Annotated in this window: 12 protein-coding genes; 3 read left to right on the top strand and 9 right to left on the bottom strand. The window is 70.5% G+C overall.

What is annotated here, in order from left to right; translation table 11 throughout:
* Positions 1 to 9: 9 nt before the first annotated feature.
* Genes QSK05_RS16930 through gatC form a run of 4 tightly spaced genes read right to left on the bottom strand, consistent with a single transcriptional unit; the run spans position 10 to position 5857 of the window.
* Positions 10 to 2451: a putative bifunctional diguanylate cyclase/phosphodiesterase gene (locus QSK05_RS16930; RefSeq protein ID WP_285598194.1), complete on the bottom strand. Its 2442-nt coding sequence runs from the start codon at positions 2449 to 2451 to the stop codon at positions 10 to 12.
* Between the two features lie 21 nt (positions 2452 to 2472).
* Positions 2473 to 4023 carry an Asp-tRNA(Asn)/Glu-tRNA(Gln) amidotransferase subunit GatB gene (gene gatB, locus QSK05_RS16925; RefSeq protein ID WP_285598193.1) on the bottom strand — a complete coding sequence of 517 codons (1551 nt, stop codon included), beginning with the start codon at positions 4021 to 4023 and terminating at the stop codon, positions 2473 to 2475.
* Positions 4020 to 5561: an Asp-tRNA(Asn)/Glu-tRNA(Gln) amidotransferase subunit GatA gene (gene gatA, locus QSK05_RS16920; RefSeq protein ID WP_285598192.1), complete on the bottom strand. Its 1542-nt coding sequence runs from the start codon at positions 5559 to 5561 to the stop codon at positions 4020 to 4022. The genes gatB and gatA overlap by 4 nt, the downstream gene beginning before the upstream one ends.
* The gene (gene gatC, locus QSK05_RS16915; protein ID WP_231487366.1) at positions 5561 to 5857 is read right to left on the bottom strand and encodes an Asp-tRNA(Asn)/Glu-tRNA(Gln) amidotransferase subunit GatC; all 297 of its coding nucleotides are present in this window, start codon (positions 5855 to 5857) and stop codon (positions 5561 to 5563) included. Before gatC ends, gatA begins: the two co-directional genes overlap by 1 nt.
* A 226-nt stretch (positions 5858 to 6083) precedes the next feature.
* On the opposite strand from gatC, the gene QSK05_RS16910 reads away from it, so the two are divergent.
* Positions 6084 to 6740, top strand: coding sequence for a DsbA family protein (locus tag QSK05_RS16910; RefSeq protein ID WP_285598191.1), 657 nt, complete (start codon positions 6084 to 6086; stop codon positions 6738 to 6740).
* A 55-nt stretch (positions 6741 to 6795) separates the two neighbouring features.
* Here QSK05_RS16910 and nhaA read toward each other — a convergent pair whose 3' ends face one another.
* Entirely contained in the window at positions 6796 to 8199 is a 1404-nt protein-coding gene (gene nhaA, locus QSK05_RS16905) for a Na+/H+ antiporter NhaA (RefSeq protein ID WP_285598190.1), read from the bottom strand.
* Between the two features lie 64 nt (positions 8200 to 8263).
* The gene (locus tag QSK05_RS16900) at positions 8264 to 9916 is read right to left on the bottom strand and encodes an FAD-binding dehydrogenase (RefSeq protein ID WP_285598189.1); all 1653 of its coding nucleotides are present in this window, start codon (positions 9914 to 9916) and stop codon (positions 8264 to 8266) included.
* Positions 9917 to 10214: 298 nt separating this feature from the next.
* Between QSK05_RS16900 and QSK05_RS16895 the strand changes: the two genes are divergently transcribed.
* The gene (locus QSK05_RS16895; protein ID WP_285598188.1) at positions 10215 to 11006 is read left to right on the top strand and encodes a hypothetical protein; all 792 of its coding nucleotides are present in this window, start codon (positions 10215 to 10217) and stop codon (positions 11004 to 11006) included.
* Between the two features lie 92 nt (positions 11007 to 11098).
* On the opposite strand, the gene ligA is transcribed toward QSK05_RS16895, so the two are convergent.
* Positions 11099 to 13309 (bottom strand): NAD-dependent DNA ligase LigA, encoded by a 2211-nt coding sequence (gene ligA / locus QSK05_RS16890; protein WP_352301657.1) that lies wholly within the window; start codon positions 13307 to 13309, stop codon positions 11099 to 11101.
* A gap of 117 nt (positions 13310 to 13426) precedes the next feature.
* Complete coding sequence (locus QSK05_RS16885; protein WP_352301654.1) at positions 13427 to 14368, bottom strand: uroporphyrinogen decarboxylase/cobalamine-independent methonine synthase family protein; 942 nt, start codon at positions 14366 to 14368, stop codon at positions 13427 to 13429.
* Between the two features lie 292 nt (positions 14369 to 14660).
* Between QSK05_RS16885 and QSK05_RS16880 the strand changes: the two genes are divergently transcribed.
* A complete protein-coding gene (locus tag QSK05_RS16880; protein WP_285598185.1) occupies positions 14661 to 15440 on the top strand; it encodes a VOC family protein in 780 nt (259 codons plus the stop codon).
* Between the two features lie 16 nt (positions 15441 to 15456).
* On the opposite strand, the gene QSK05_RS16875 is transcribed toward QSK05_RS16880, so the two are convergent.
* Positions 15457 to 16614 (bottom strand): sensor histidine kinase, encoded by a 1158-nt coding sequence (locus QSK05_RS16875; RefSeq protein ID WP_285598184.1) that lies wholly within the window; start codon positions 16612 to 16614, stop codon positions 15457 to 15459.
* Positions 16615 to 16800: the final 186 nt, after the last annotated feature.

Genomic DNA, 16800 nt, shown 5'->3' with positions numbered 1-16800 from the left:
TCGGAAGGTTTAGGGGTTGTTGCGGCCCAGACGATCGGTCATGGCGGCCAGATCACCGGCACTCATCGCGTGACCGTAGTGCAGTCCCTGGCCGAAGCCGACCCCCATGCGGCGCACCAGGTCGTCGACCTGGCTGGTCTCGACCCCCTCGACCACGACGCTCACGCCGACGGTGCGGCTCAGGTCGAGCACGGCGCGGGTGATGGCGCGCGATCGCGGTTCGGAGATCAGGCTGCTGGTCAGGGCCCGGTCGATCTTCAGGATGTCGGCGGGCAGGCGCTGCAGGTACCCCAGGGCCGAGTAGCCGGTGCCGAAATCGTCGATCGCGATGGTGAAACCGAGGGCGGCGAGGCGGTGCAGGGTCTGCGCGGCCTGACCCTCCTCCACGAGTACCTGCTCGGTGACCTCGATGACGAACTGCTCGCGGGGCGCGCCGTGGGCGGTGAGCGCTTCCTGCACCACCTGGTGGAAGCCGGGCACCCGCAACTGCACGGGCGACACGTTGCAGTTGATGCGCAGGCCGCGGTCGAACAGGCCTTCCTTCACGGCGCTGCTGAGCGTGGCCTCCATGATCTGCTCGCCGATGTCGACGACCAGCCCGGTCTGCTCGGCCACGGTGATGAACTCGTCCGGCCCGACCCGGCCGAGCTGCGGGTCGGTCCAGCGGGCCAGGGCCTCGGCGCTGGTGACCACCCCGCGACGCAGGTCGACGATGGGCTGGAACTGCACGGTGATCGCACGGGTCTCGACGGCGGTACGCAGCCGCTCCTCCACCCGCAGGCGGCGCTGCCGGATGCGGGCGACCGTGGAGTCGTACACCTCGACCCGGTTGCGGCCCGTGGCCTTGGCCACGCGCAGCGCCGCGCCCGAGGCCGAGAGCGCGCCGAGCGGGTCGACCACGGTCTGCACGGAGGGGTCCGGCTGTGCAGCCGCGTCGTCAGCATCGTCGGAGTCGTCAGCGAGGTCGGGGGCGTCAGGGTCGTCGGCCGGTGCGGTGACCGGGCTCAGGTTGCTCAGGTCGCTCGGGTCACTCGGGTCGCTGCCCCCGAGCGACGCCGCCCCCTCGATCCGGGCCTTGGCGTCGACGGCCGCGACCCCGATGCTGGCCGAGACCTCGACCCGGGTGACGCCCTCGACGTCGGCGGCCGACTGCCGCACGGCGGTGACGATGGTCTGACCGACCTGGGTACCGATCTCGATGCTGCCGGGCAGGAGCACGGCGAACTCGTCACCACCGATGCGGCTGACCAGTGCGTTGGGCGGTACCGCGGCGGCGAGGCGATGGGCCACGGCGACGAGCAGCTTGTCACCGGTGGCGTGGCCGAGCAGGTCGTTGACGTCTTTGAAGCCGTCCAGGTCGACGGTCAGCAGGCACCACGGCTCGCCCTGTTGCAGGCGTGCCATCTGGGCCTGCAACACGCGGCGGTTCGCCAGGCCGGTCAGTGGGTCGGCCGTGGCCTCCTCGTTCAGCCGGCGCAGCAGGGCCGAGCGGATGCGGGTGTTCAGCATCTCGCGGCCGCCGAACACGACCACCGCGATCATCACCAGGACCAGGGCGATCCGGTCGGTGTGGTCGTCCACCAGCAGCGCGGCCAGCGAGACGACCAGCAGCACCAGGCTGACGGTGGTCGTGATGATGACGCCGCGGGCGTCCGGGTCGACCGGGACGCGTAGCTCGTCGGCCGGCCGGGGCTCGTAATGCAGCAGTCCGTAGGCAATCACGGGCCAGGCCAGGCACCAGAGCAGCGACGCCCACCAGGGCCAGGGATCGGTTCCGGCCAGACCGGCACGCATCGTCACCAGGTCGCCGACCGTGTAGAGCCCGGCGCCGACCGCGGCGATGAACAGGTTGCGGTCGAGGTCACGCACGTAGGCGAGGGTGGCGAAGCAGATCACGGTGAGATCCGCGATCAGCACCAGCGCCGCCATCACGGCATCGGCGTCGAACGGCCGGTCGGTGAACACGTGGGCGAAGGCGAAGTGCCAGGCGGGCAGCGCCACCGTGACGCCGAGCAACACCGAGTCCAGGCCCAGGCGCCAGGCCGGGTGCCGGCCCGGCACGGCCCGGGGCACCGACAGCAGGCCCCACACGCCCAGCGGCGCGGCGACGAACGCGATGGAGTCGCCGATGGTCGGGAAACCGCGGTCGGACAGAGCATTGATGATCTGGCCGGTGCCCCAGAGGATCAGGGCGGCGCCGAGGATCTGCCGGTACCGAACGGGCTCACCGTCCGGGGAGCCCGCCCACGTTCCGTTCCAGGCCAGCAGGGAACCGCACAGCAGCGCGACCATGCCGGTCAGCCCGGTCGCCAGCGGCCGGGCGTCGGCACCCTGGGTGATGCCGGCCACGGTCAGGGCCGCCGCGCAGGCGACGGCCACGAGGACCACCGCCCCGTACGCGACGTCCCTGACCGTGGTGGTGGGGTGGGCGGTCACCGCGCCCCACAGCATCGATGTGGATATCGATGTGGATCAGGCATCCGGGGCGTCCACGGGCAGCCGCTCCAGAACGAGCTCGCGCACCCGGGCCGCGTCAGCCTTCCCCCGCATCTCCTTCATGACCGAACCGATCAGCGCGCCGGCCGCCTGCACCTTGCCCGCGCGGATCTTGTCGGCAACACCCGGGTTGGCCGCGATCGCCCGGTCGACGGCCTCGCCCAGCGCGCCGTCGTCGGAGACCAGGACCAGACCACGCTTCTCGACGACCTGCTCCGGGTCACCCTCGCCGGCCAACACACCCTCGAGCGCCTGCCGGGCCAGGGTGTCGGTGAGCTTGCCCGACTCGACCAGCGACTGCAGCTGCGCGATCTGCGCCGGCGTCACCGGCATCTCGGAGAGCTGCTTCTCCTCGAGGTTGGCCAGCCGGGACAGCTCACCCGTCCACCACTTACGGGCCGCCAGGGGCGAGGCACCGGCCGCGACCGTGGCCTCGACCAGCTCGACCGCTCCTGAGTTGTAGAGGTCGCGCATCTCCTTGTCGGAGAAGTTCCACTCCCCCTGCAGCCGGCGCCGGCGCAGGGCCGGGGGCTCGGGCAGGGTGCCGCGCAGCTCCTCCACCCACGCCGCGTCCGGTGCGATCGGCACCAGGTCGGGCTCGGGGAAGTAGCGGTAGTCCTCGGCGTCGGACTTCTCCCGGCCGGAGGTGGTGATGCCGGTGTCTTCGTGCCAGTGCCGGGTCTCCTGCAGGATCTTCCCGCCACCGGTGAGAACCGCCGCGTGCCGCGAGATCTCGTACTTCACCGCGCGCTCGACACTACGCAGCGAGTTGACGTTCTTGGTCTCGGTGCGGGTACCCAGCGGCACCGCGTCCTGCTGCTGGGGGTCTTCGGCCTTCGGCCGCAGCGAGGCGTTGACGTCGCAGCGCATCGAGCCCTGCTCCATCTTCACGTCGCTGACCTTCAGCGCCCGCAGCAGTTCACGCAGCGCGCTGACGTAGGCCTTGGCCACCTCGGGCGCGCGATCACCGGCGCCGGTGATCGGCTTGGTGACGATCTCGATCAGCGGGATACCGGCCCGGTTGTAGTCGACCAGCGAGTACTCGGCGCCCTGGATCCGGCCGGTGGCACCGCCGACGTGCAGCGACTTACCGGTGTCCTCCTCCATGTGGGCGCGCTCGATCTGCACCCGGAAGGTCTCGCCGTCTTCCAGCTCGACGTCGAGGTAACCCTCGAACGCGATCGGCTCGTCGTACTGCGAGGTCTGGAAGTTCTTCGGCATGTCCGGGTAGAAGTAGTTCTTCCGGGCGAACCGGCACCATTGCGCGATCGAGCAGTTCAGCGCCAGGCCGATCCGGATCGCCGACTCCAGGCCGATCTGGTTGAGCACCGGCAGCGCGCCGGGCAGGCCCAGGCAGACCGGGCACACCTGGGTGTTCGGCTCGGCGCCGAACTCGGTGGAGCAGCCGCAGAACATCTTCGTGTTCGTGTTCAGCTCGACGTGTACCTCGAGGCCGAGCACCGGGTCGAACGTCGCCAGGGCCTCGTCGTAGTCGAGCACCTCGGCGAACTGGCTGAGCGAGGTCATCGGATCGCCTCCAGGGTCTTGGCGTCGAGCACGGGGGCCTTGTCCAGGATCTGGCCGCCCCAGCTCTCGACCAGCAGGGACTCCAGCGCCGCGCCGACCCGGTAGAGCCGGTCGTCGGCCTGGGCCGGGGCCAGGAGCTGAATACCGGCAGGCAGCCCGTCTTCGTCGGCCAGGCCGGAGGGCAGCGACATGCCGGGGATCCCGGCCAGGTTGGCCGGGATGGTGGCCACGTCTTGCAGATACATCGACAGCGGGTCGTCGAGCTTGGCGCCCAGCGCGAACGCCGTGGTCGGCGCGGTCGGGCTGACCAGCACGTCGGCCTGGGCGAACGCGGCGGCGAAGTCACGCTGGATGAGCGTGCGCACCTTCTGCGCCGAACCGTAGTAGGCGTCGTAGTAACCGGACGAGAGCGCGTAGGTACCGAGGATGATGCGGCGCTTCACCTCGTCGCCGAAACCGGCGGCGCGGGTGGCGGCCATGACCTGCTCGGCGCTCGGTCCCTCCACGCCCTGCGGGCCGACGCGCAGGCCGTACCGCATGGCGTCGAACTTGGCCAGGTTGCTGCTGGCCTCGCTCGGCATGATCAGGTAGTACGCGGGCAGGGCCGCGGTGAAGCTCGGGCAGGAGACCTCTACGATCTCGGCGCCGGCCTTGGTCAGCAGCGCCAGCGACTCGTCGAAGCGGGCCAGCACACCGGCCTGGTAACCGCCCTCACCGCCGTGCAGTTCGCGGATGACGCCGATCTTCAGCCCGGCGATACCGTCTTTCGCGCCGGCGCGGGCAGCGGCCACGACATCCGGGTAACCGTCGGTGAGACTGGTCGAGTCGAGCGGGTCGTGCCCGGCCATCACCTCGTGCAACAGGGCCGCGTCGAGCACGGTGCGGGCGCACGGGCCACCCTGGTCGAGGCTGGAGGCCATGGCGATCAGGCCGTAGCGCGAGACCGCGCCGTAGGTCGGCTTCACGCCGACCGTGCCGGTGACGCTGGCGGGCTGCCGAATGGAGCCACCGGTGTCGGTACCGGTCGCCAGCGGCGCCTCGAAGGCGGCCAGCGCGGCGGCCGAGCCGCCCCCGGAACCACCCGGGATCCGGTTCAGGTCCCACGGGTTACGGGTCGGGCCGTAGGCCGAGTGCTCGGTGGAGGAGCCCATCGCGAACTCGTCCATGTTGGTCTTGCCGAGCATGACCAACCGGGACTCGCGCAGCTTGCGAACGACGGTCGCGTCGTACGGCGGCACCCAGCCCTCGAGCATCTTCGAGCCCGCCGTGGTGGGCAGGCCCTGCGTGGTCATCACGTCCTTGACCGCGATGGGCACCCCGGCCAGCGGGCCGAGGTTCTCACCGGCGGCGCGGGCGGCGTCGACGGCGGCCGCGTCGGCGAGCGCCGACTCGGTGGCGACGTGCAGGAACGAGTGGACGCCGGCGTCCACCTCGGTGATCCGGTCGAGGTGCGCCTGGGTCACCTCGACGGCGGAGACCTCACCGGAGGACAGCAGCTGTGCCAGGTCGGCGGCGGTGCGGCGGGTGAGCTCGCTCATCAGTCCTCCTCAAGAATGCGGGGCACACGGAAGCGCTGCTCCTGCTGTGCCGGGGCTCCCGCGAGTGCCTGCTCCGCGGACAGGCCGGGGCGCGGCACGTCCGGGCGGGTCACGTTGACGAGTGGCATGGGGTGCGACGTGGCGGGCACGTCGTCCCCGGCCACCTCACGGACCTGGGCGACGGCACCGAGGATCACGTCGAGCTGACCGGCCATCCGGTCCAGTTCGTCGGGACTCATCTCGATCCGGGCCAGTCCGGCGAGGTGGGCCACCTCATCGCGCGAGATGGCGGGCATGAGGAGCATCTCCCTTGCAGTCGGTGACAGTGCAACTACTTCAAAGAATTCGGGTGCATCAGACAACCTTCCTAGTGTCGTCCTACACCGGTGAACATCCTACGGTCACGATCACCCAGGCCATGCGCCGCTCGCCTGCGGCGGCTGTTTCATCTACGTAATCTGGTGGCCCCGGGTCCGGCTACGTCAGCCGGTCCCCGCCCGCCCTGCTTCCGGAGGTCGTCCCGTGTCCCAGGACGTGGATTCCACCAGCACCCCAGTGCCCACCGACGAGGGCACACCCGAGCTCGAGCCCTTCAACGCCGTCCGGCCCCGCGAGATGGACACCACCGCCGAAGCCGTCACCGCGCGGGCCCGTCATGTCTTCGGCAATCCCGACGCCGAGATCTGCATCGTCGAGTTCGGTGACTACGAGTGCCCGTACTGCGCCGGGGCGGCTCCCGCGCTGCACGAGCTGGTCGAGTCGTCGGACGGGCGGATCCGGCTGGTCTTCCAGAACTTCCCGCTCTTCGAGACCCATCCCTTCGCCCTCACCGCCGCCCTGGCCGCGGAGTCGGCCGAGGTCACGGGCGGGTCGGAGGTGTTCTGGAAGATGCACCACAAGCTGTTCAAGAACCAGACCCGGCTCACCGACGGCGACCTGCGGCTCTACGCCGAGTTCGTCGGCGCCGATCCGGACCGGGCGGCGGGCGAGAAGGCCCAGGAGTTCGCCCCACTGGTGCAGGCCGACTACGCGGCGGGCATCGCGAGCGGGGTCGTCGGCACGCCGACCCTGTTCATCGACGGTGCGCCCTATCAGGGGGTCGTCGACGTCCCGTCGCTGCGGCGCGCGGCACTCGGTAACTCGGCTCCGGCGCGGCGGCGCCGGTTCGGTCGGGGGTGACCACCATGGTGGACGCCCACCCGCGCGGGTGGGCGTCCACCATGGTGATCGGTGGTCACCTCGGGAAGGGCGCGGGGAAGCCGGGGGCGGTCCAGGGCAGCGGCGGCAGTTGCGGCGGCGCGGTGTCGCCGGCGGGTGAGCACAGCGGCATGCGCTCACCCATGACCCGCAGCACCCAGGCCCCGACCACGGCGGAGACCAGCGAGCCGACCAGGATGCCGATCTTCGCCTCGTCGCGCAGGAGCTGGTCGGTGAAGGCCAGGTCGGTGATGAACAGCGAGATGGTGAACCCGATCCCGGCCAGCAGCGCCGCGCCGAACAGGTGGCTGTAGCGCACCCCGCCGGGCAGCACGCCCACACCGCTGCGCAGGGCCGCGATGGCGAACAGGGTGATCCCGACCCCGTTGCCGACGAGCAGGCTGACGGCCACGCCGATGGTGACGGTGGAGGTCAGGGCCGCGTTCAGGGTCTCGGCGCTGAGCTCGACCCCGGCGTTGGCCAGGCCGAACGCCGGGATGATGGCGAACGCCGACCAGGGGTGCAGCCAGCTCTGCAGGCGCTCGTTGGCCGAGACGGTGGAGTTGGCCGCGAGGTTCGCCAGCCGCACGCCGTCGGCCGAGGGGTTCTCGATCAGGGCCCGGCCGAAGATGACCAGCTCCCGGCCACGGCTCTGGGGGGTGGACGCGGGGATCAGGAGACCGGCGAGCACGCCGGCCAGCGTGGGGTGCACCCCGCAGGCGTAGGCGGCGAACCACAGGGCCACGGTGAGGAAGACGTACGGCGTGAGCTTCCAGTAGCCGACCCAGCGCAGCGCGACGAAGAGCCCGACGATCGCGATCATCACCAGGAGCGGCCCGATCCGGATCTCCTCGGAGTAGAAGATCGCCATCACGGTGATCGCGCCGATGTCGTCGACCACGGCCAGAGCCAGCAGGAACATCCGCAGCCGGTCGGGGCAGCGCGGGCCGAACAGGGCCAGCACACCGAGCACGAACGCCGTGTCGGTGGACATCACGATGCCCCAGCCCTGCATCGCCTCGCCACCGTCACCGAACACGCCGTTGATGATCAGGTAGATCACGATCGGCACGGTCAGACCGCCGACCGCGCCGATGGCGGGCACGCTCATCACCCGGCGGTCGCTCAGCTCACCGGCCGTGGTCTCGCGCGCCACCTCCAGCCCGACCACCATGAAGAACACGGCCATCGCGGCGTCGTTGACGAAGTGATGCAGGTCGAGCTCGAACACCCCGTCGCCCAAGGACATCCGCACCGGCAGTTCCCACAGGTGGTGATAACTCTCGCCCCACGGCGAGTTCACCCACAGCAGAGCCACCAGACTCGCGACCAGCAGGACGGCTGCGCTGCTCGCCTCGTTGTCGATGTAACGGCGCAGGGCAGGGGTCATCGAAGGGGTGATGAAGCGCAGCGGGGGTCCCGGTCGCAGACTGACGGCCATGCCCACATCCTGCATCAACCGCGATACGACGCGGTAAACCCCCGACCAACCCCTCCGTGAGGTTTTAGGCGCGGGTTGCCTCGGCTGCTGATCGCCCCGCTGTTCTCCCGCTGAAGATGCACCCGCCCAGGAAAGTTCCTTCCAGAGCGCGATATCCGTGCATCCCGCCGCCGCCGAACCCGGCGCACTCGCCCGCCGCGTACAGGCCGGGCACCGGTTCGCCGGCCTCGGTCAGCACCCGGGAGCCGAGATCGGTCTGCAGGCCACCCAGGGTTTTGCGGGTCAATACGCTCAGCCGCACCGCGATCAGCGGGCCCGCCGTCGGATCGAGCAGCCGCCGCTCGCCCGCCGTCCGTAGCAGCCGGTAGCCGAAGTAACTGCGCAGGTCGCGGATGGCGAGGATCTGGTCGTCGGTGGACGAGGGGTCGACGATCTGCCGGTCGCGCTCCAGCACTGCGGCCTCGACGTCGGCCAGGTCCAGCAGCGGCTGCGGGGTGGTCTCGTTCATCGCCCGCACCAGGTCCGGCAGGTTGTCGGCGATGACGAAGTCCTTGCCGTTGTCGAGGAAGTCCTGCACCGGCCGGGTCGGCCCGGGCTTCACCCGCTGCAGCAGCTGCCGCACCGACTTCCCGGTGAGATCCGGGTTCTGTTCGGAACCGCTCAGCGTGAACTCCTTCTCCACGATCTTCTGGTTCAGCACGAACCAGCTGTGGTCGTGGCCCGTGGTGCGCAGGTACTCCAGCGTTCCCAGGGTGTCGGCGCCCGGGTACAGGTGGGCCGGCAGCCGGTGGCCGGTCGCGTCCAGCCACAGCGACGAGGGACCGGGCAGGATCCGGATGCCGTGGCCGGGCCAGACCTCGTCCCAGTTGTGCAGGCCCTCGGTGTAGTGCCACATCCGGTCCGGGTTGATCACGCAGCCGCCCGCGCGCTGCGTGATCGGGATCATCCGGCCGTCCACGTGCGCGGGGACACCGGTGACCATGGTGGACGGGGCGGTGCCCAGTCGCTGCGGCCATGCCTCCCGCACCCGGTCGTGACTGCCTCCGATACCGCCGGAGGTCACGATCACCGCCTCCGCACTGAAACTGAATTCACCCATCTCCCGGTGATTTCCGTTCACACCCCGGGGACGCCGGTCCGCCTCCAGTCGCTGCCCCGCGACCCCGGTGACCGCACCGTCACGGACGACCAGATCGTCCACCCGGTGCCGCAACGCCAGTGTCACCTGGCCCAGGGCCACGGCCTCGCGCACGCGGCGCTCGAACGGCTCCACCACGCCTGGCCCCGTGCCCCAGGTGATGTGGAACCGCGGCACGGTGTTGCCGATCCCGCCGGGCCGGCCCTCACCGCGCTCGGGCCAGCCCACCAGCGGGAACCACTTCAGGCCCCGCTGACTCAGCCACGACCGTTTCTCCCCCGCGGCGAAGTCGACGTAGGCCTCCGCCCAGCGCCGCGGCCAGTGGTCCTCGTCGCGGTCGAACCCGGCGGTGTCCTGCCAGTCCTGCCAGGCCAGCTCGTGCGAGTCCCTGATCTTCATCCGGCGCTGCTCCGGCGAGTCCACGAGGAACAGCCCGCCGAACGACCAGTGCGCCTGACCCCCCACGTTCTGGTCGCTCTCCTGGTCGACGAGGATCACCCGCCGTCCCGCGTCCACCAGCTCGGCCGTCGCTACCAGCCCAGCCAGCCCGGCCCCCACCACGATGACGTCAGCGTCCATCCGTGAATCCCACCACGCCGCCCCCGATCCGCCCAGTCCGTTCACCGCACTCGCCCCCTGACCCTCACGTAATCCCCCCAACTTCTTCCGTGATCATGCAAAACCTCCCCAGAGTTCTAGAACTCTGGGCGTGGAAGTTCTGGAACACCGGAGAAGTGGGGCACCTCCCGGCCGAGGGCTGGGGGATCGCATGATCACGAACGAAGGGGCCGGCGAATGTCTTGTTCAGCAGTCTCCCCGCAACCCGCTCCGGACCGGCGACGTGCAACAAGCTGGGCCGCGGTGTCGTCCCTGGGCCGTGAGCGAGCCCGGACACCGCACCTACTCCCCCGACCCCACCGTGCCGTGGCCGGTGCGGGTGCTGGCCATCATCGTCGTGCTGCCGTTCCGCCTGGCGTGGGAGCTGCTCCGGGTGGCCGGCAGGCTGTTCGCCGACTACGTACTCCGGCCCGCGGTCTGGCTGTTCGACAAGCTGGTCCTGGTGCCGGTGCTCTTTCTCTGGCGCTACTTAGTGGTCGTCCCGGCATGCTTCATCGGCCGCTACCTGCTGGTCGTCCCGGGGCTCTTCCTCGGCCGCCACCTGCTGGTCGTTCCGGCGCTCTTCCTCATCCGGTACCTGGTCGTCGTGCCGGGCCGCTTCATCTGGCACGTGGTCGTCGTCCCGGTGCTGGGCTTCGTCCGGAACTACCTGATCGCGCCGGCGGCGCACGGGCTCCAGTGGATGGTGACCCGGCTGGCCGAGCTCCTGACGCCGGTCTTCGTCGCGATCGGACGAGCTCTCCACCTACTCGTGGTAAAACCCGTAACCTGGCTGATCAGAAGCCTTTACGTGTACTTCCTGCGTCCCGGCCGGCGCGGCGCCGGATGGCTGCTGCACCTCGCCTACCGCTACACCCTGCGCCCCCTCGGCCTGGCGACCCGCTGGATCTGGCAGAACGTCGTCGCCCCCTTCGGCCGGGCGATCGCCGCCCTGGCCCGCTCGATCGGCCGGGGAGTCGCCGCCGAAGCCCGCCAGGTGAACGAGACCCTGATCCGGCCGGTCGCCACCACCGTGCGCCAGGTCTTGTCGGCGGTCACCAGCTGGGTCTGAGAAGTCATCGTGTGCAGTCGTTGCGGCCGGGGCGCGAGGAATGCACACGATGCGCGGGGTCGGCACGATGCGTAGGGCCGGACCGCAGCGGGTCAATCCACGGCTGTCTCGCCATCGCCAGCCTCGGAAGGCACCGCCTTTGAGGCCACTGCCTTCGAGGCCACAGCTTCAGAAGGCACCGCCTCAGAAGGCACCGCCTCGACAACCGGTGTCACCGCTTCCGGCCCCTGTTCCAGCAGTAGCCGGAAGCCTGCCTCATCGAGCACCGGCACGCCCAGCTGCACGGCCTTGTCGTGTTTGCTGCCCGCGCTCTCCCCCGCGACCAGGAAACTCGTCTTCTTCGAGACGCTGCCCGAGGCCTTGCCACCGCGACTCAGGATGGCTTCCTTGGCCTCGTCGCGACTGAAGCCTTCGAGCGAACCGGTGACGACCACCGTGATGCCTTCCAGCGTGCGCGGCACCGACTCGTCCACCTCGTCGGCCATCCGCACGCCGGCGTCGGCCCAGCGCCGCACCACCTCGGTGTGCCAGTCGACCTCGAACCACTCCCGCACCGCCACGGCGATCACCGGGCCGCAGCCGTCGACGGCGGCCAGCTCTTCCTCCGTGGCCTCCCGGATCCGATCCATCGAGCGATGCGACTGCGCCAGGGCCCGGGCCGCGGTCGGGCCCACGTGCCGGATCGACAAGGCCACGAGAACCCGCCACAGCGGCTGATTCTTGGCCTTCTGAAGGTTGTCGAGCAGCTTCTGCCCGTTGGCCGACAGCTCACCGTCCTTGCGGGTGTACTGCGGCACGGTGCTCACGATCTCGGGGGTCAGGTCGAACAGGTCGCCCTCGTCTTTCACCGCCCCGGCCTGCAGCAGGCCGATCGCGCCCTCCCAGCCCAGCGCCTCGATGTCGAAGGCTCCCCGACCGGCCACGTGGAACAACCGCTCCCGCAGCTGCGCCGGGCAGGTACGGGAGTTGGGACAGCGGATGTCTTTCTCGCCCTCCTTCTCGTACCGCAGCTCCGTCGCACACTCCGGGCAGTGCGTCGGCATGACGAACGCGCGCTCGCTGCCGTCGCGGGCCTCGGCCACCGGTCCGACGATCTCGGGAATCACGTCACCGGCCTTGCGCAGCACCACCGTGTCGCCGATCAGCACACCCTTGCGCTTCACCTCGAAAGCGTTGTGCAGCGTGGCCATCGCGACCGTGGAACCGGCCACGAGCACCGGCTCCATCACGCCGTAGGGCGTGACCCGGCCGGTGCGCCCGACGTTCACCCGGATGTCGAGAAGCTTCGTGTTCACCTCTTCGGGCGGGTACTTGAAGGCGATGGCCCAGCGCGGCGCCCGGCTGGTGGCCCCGAGCCGGCGCTGCTGGGCCACCTCGTCGACCTTGACCACCACACCGTCGATCTCATGGATCTGGTCGTGCCGGTGCTCACCGAAGAACTCGATGAACTCCACCACCTCGTCCACGCTGCCCACCACCCGGTAGGTGCCGGAGGTCGGCAGACCCCACGCCTTCAGCAGGTCGTAACTCTGCGACTGCGAGACAATGTCGAACCCGGTGCGGGCGCCCAGGCCGTGCACCAGCATGTGCAGCGGCCGGGTGGCGGTGACCCGCGGGTCTTTCATGCGCAGCGACCCGGCGGCGGCGTTGCGGGGGTTCGCGAACGGCGGCTTGCCCTGCTCGACCAGCTTGGCGTTGAGCTCGGCGAACGCCTCGATCGGGAAGAACACCTCACCCCGCACCTCGACCCGCTCCGGGAAGGGCACGCCCTCGACCTCGGTGAGCGAGTGCGGGATGCCCTGGATGGTACGGACATTGAGCGTGACGTCTTCGCCCGTGCGGCCGTCGCCCCGGGTTGCGCCCCGCATCAGCCGGCCGCCCTCGTACAGCAGGTTGATGGCCAGGCCGTCGATCTTCAGCTCGCACAGGTACCGCACCGCACCGGCGTCGCGCTCGACCCGGGCCGCCCACTCCCGCAACTCCTCGACGCTGAACGCGTTGTCGAGGCTGAGCATGCGCTCGAGATGATCGACCGGTTCGAAGTCCGTGGACCACGTGCCCCCGACCTGCTGGGTCGGCGAGTCGGGCGTCCGCAGGCCGGGGTACTGCTCCTCCAGCGCCTCGAGCCGCTTCATCAGCGCGTCGAAGTCACCGTCGGAGATCGTCGGCGCGTCCCGCACATAGTAGGCAAAGCGGTGCTCGCGGATCTGGTCGGCCAGATCGGCCCACCGGTGACGTGCCTCTTCGGGGATCTCCCCCTGACCGGCCACCTCGCCGCCGGGCAGGTCGTCCGCCGCACCCATCTCTGCTTCAGCCACGTCCACATTCAACCGCGACCCACCGACAGTTTCGCGTCGGCGCGACGCCCGGCCCGGCCTCAGCCCGGCCCGACCTCAACCCGCCCGACATCGGAGGGCCGGCTACTCGTACGCCTTCTCACTCAGGATGCGCGCCGCCTCACGCGCCACCTTCAGCGCCGAGCGAGCCTGCTGGGGAGAAGATCCGGCGAGCCCACAGACCGGGGTGAGAACGACGTCCGCGACGGACTTCGGATCCAGCCCGAGCCGGCGCCACGGGTTCCAGACCGCGTCGGCCACGGCCGCGGGCTTCAGACCGGAGGCCGTCGGCACGACTCCCGCCCACAGCCCCAGACCGTTCTCGGTGGCCTCGGCCACCTGCTCCCAGCGCTGGGTACCCAGCTGCGACACGTCCAGCGACAGTGCCGACGCGCCCGACCGGATCAGCACCTCCACCGGCGGTTTCGAGGCACAGCAGTGCAGCACGGTACGCACCGCACCGGCCGCGGTCGCCGCCTCCAGCACCGTCCGCAGCCCTTCGATCACGACCGGCCCGTCAACCGCCCGCAGCCGCCCGAAGCCACTGGCCGTGGGCAGCGAACCCTCCAGCACGGACTGTACGGAGGGTTCGTCGACCTGCAGCACCAGCCGGGCCTTCGGCACCAGCCGCTGCACCTCCTGGAGATGCTGTCGGACGCCCTCGGCCAAGGACTCGATCACGTCGCGACAGGCCCCCTTGTCCACCACCACGCGCTCCAGGCGCGGCAACCACAGGTTCGCCGCGAGCGTCCACGGGCCGGTGACCTGAACCTTCAGCAGGCCCTCGTACCCGTCGGCGACCTCCGCGAGCACGTCCAGGTCCTGCCGCAACCACGACCGGGTGCGGCTGTGGTCGCGGCCGGGGTGGTCGACCAGGCGCCACCCGGACGGCTGAAGGTCGACGGGCAGGTCGACGAGCAGACCGGCGCCCCGTCCGATCATGTCCGCGCCCGGCCCCCGCGCGGGCAGTTCGGGCAGGTGCGGGATCGCCGGCGGATCGCCGAGCTCGCCGAAGACCACGCGCATGGTGTCCAGGACGTCGGTGCCCGGCCACGAACCGATGCCGGTGGCCGCGCCCGGGCCGATCACGACCGCATCCTCACCAGAGGCGCCGGAGGCATCGGCCGGGTCGGGAAGATGAAGGTTGTCAGTGGGGGTCGACACCCTGCGAGCCTACGGCGCCGAACGACCCACTGCGTCAGCCCCGGTTGCGGGCCGCCACCCAGTACGGTGATCACGCGGCTACTGTCCGCGAGATCTTGTAGACGGCCGGCGCTCCTCACCCGAGCGCCGCACCACGACGGAACTGGAGACGCACGTGGCCATCCGGACCGAACGCTGGCGCGCGGGAACACCCTGCTGGACCGAGCTCTCGGCGGTGGACGTCGACGATGCCCGGGCGTTCTACGGGCCGTTGCTGGGGTGGTCGTTCGAGCGGTCGCCCTCGGAGCACTCCCTGGTGATCGCGACGGTGGACGGCGCCGAGGCGGCCGGGATCACCGAGATCCACGAGGACGCGCCCACCGGCTGGCTGATCCACTTCGCCGCGGACGATCTGCGGGCGACCGCCGAGGCCGTGGTGGCGCACGGCGGGCAGATCCTGCTGCCGCCCCGCAGCGCGGGTACCCGCGGACATCGGGCGGTGGCCTGCGACCCGGCCGGGGCACCGTTCGGGCTCTGGCAGGCGGGCGATGCCATCGGCAGCGGCCACGTGCGCGACGCCGGCGCCTTCGTCTGGGACGACCTGCGCTCGTCCGATCCGACCGCCGCCCGCGAGTTCTACCGCCGGATCTTCGGTTTCGACAACGCACCGCTACCGCCGGAGATGGGCGCGGGCGACACCTACCAGACCTACTCGCATCCGGACGAGGAATGGCCCCTGGGCGGTATCGGCCCGATGATGGGTGAGGACGACGCGTCCCCCTACTGGCTCGCGTACTTCCAGGTCCGCAGCATCACCGAGGCCCTGGAGTTCGTCGAGAGCACCGGCGGCCGGATCACCGGCCGCGACTTCGACAGCCCGTTCGGGCGGATGGCCGCGATCAAGGATCCCGACGGCAACCGGCTCTGGCTGATGGAGCCGCCCGCGGCGCCGTGACCAGGTGCCTGGTCTCTCAGGCAGCCGGCCGGCGCGGCAACTTCGCCCGCACCGCGAAACCGCCGCCCGGCTCCTGTCCCACCGTCAGTTCACCGCCGAAAGCGGCCACGCGGTCGCGCATACCGTTGATGCCGCGCCCGGAACGGGCCCAGGGGCGGCGGGGGGTCGTGGCCCCGCCGGACGTGACCACGGCGACGTCGAGTTCGTCCTCACCATGGGTCAGGGTCACCGCGGTGGTGCGGCCCGGGGCGTGTTTCAGGGCGTTCGTCAGGGATTCCTGCACCACGCGCTGCAGGGCCAGACCCAGGCCGGTGGGGATCGGGGCGGGGTCGCCGTGCTCGGCGAACGTGACATCCTGCCCGGCGGCGCGGGCGCGCTCGACCAGGACCTCGAGGGACTCGCGGGCCGGGGTGCGTTCCTGGTCGGTGGAGGTGCCCGGGTCGTGCAGCACGTCGAGCAGTTCACGCAGGTCGGTCATCGCGGAACGCCCGGTGGCGCTGATGGTTCCGAGCCCGTCGCGGACCTTGTCGGGGTTACCCGGCAGCAGGTAGGGCAGGGCTTCGGCCTGCACCACCATCGCCGTGACGTGATGCGTGACCACGTCGTGCAGTTCCCGCGCGATGTGGGCCCGTTCCTGCGCCACCGCCTCGCGTTTCTGGGCCGCCCGGCGCGCCGCCTCGGCCCGGGTCCGGGCGCGAACTCCCTCACCGATCATCCAGAACAGCACGAGCACAGGCGCGAACGTCACGTAACTGAGCGGTGTCTCGTGGTACGGGGTACGGTGCAGGGTCACAGCGAGCACCAGGTAACCGAACGTCGCCCCGGCGGCGGTCTGCCAGCGTCTGCGCGTCAGGTGGGCGCCCGCGCTGTAGAGGACGATGTAGAGGGCCAGCCCGGCGCTACTGCCCTCATACCCCATCAGTTGGTAAACGCCCCAGGCCAGGCCGATCACGCCCAGCGCGAGATCCGGCCGGGTCCGCCGCACGATCAGCGGAAGGCACTGCGCCAGTAACAGAACCACCGACAGAAGGTCGTCGGGCCGGTCCCGGTTCACGGCTCCCAGCACCACGGCGAACGTGCCACCGGTCGCGAACGCGAAGACGATCAGTGCCAGGGCGAGCAGCACGTCGCGCAACGCCCGCGCACGACTCAGTCCCTCGGGGAGATGACACACGACCATCGAGCATAGGTGCTCGAACCGGGCGGGTTTCACGGCCGATGATGCAGGCGCCCACAAGCCCGATGGAGGACGCGCACCACGACGGTGCGGGCCGCCCCTCACGGAACCGGGGTGGTGGGGACAACCGGGACCGGCCGACAGGGCGAAGGCAGCCCTCGACCGAGCAACCCCCCGACCGAG

It is taken from the genome of Kineosporia sp. NBRC 101731, from assembly GCF_030269305.1.
In the GTDB taxonomy this organism is placed as follows: Bacteria; Actinomycetota; Actinomycetes; order Actinomycetales; family Kineosporiaceae; genus Kineosporia.
Note: the sequence above shows the minus strand (reverse complement) of the source record. Positions and strands in the feature narration are given on the sequence as shown.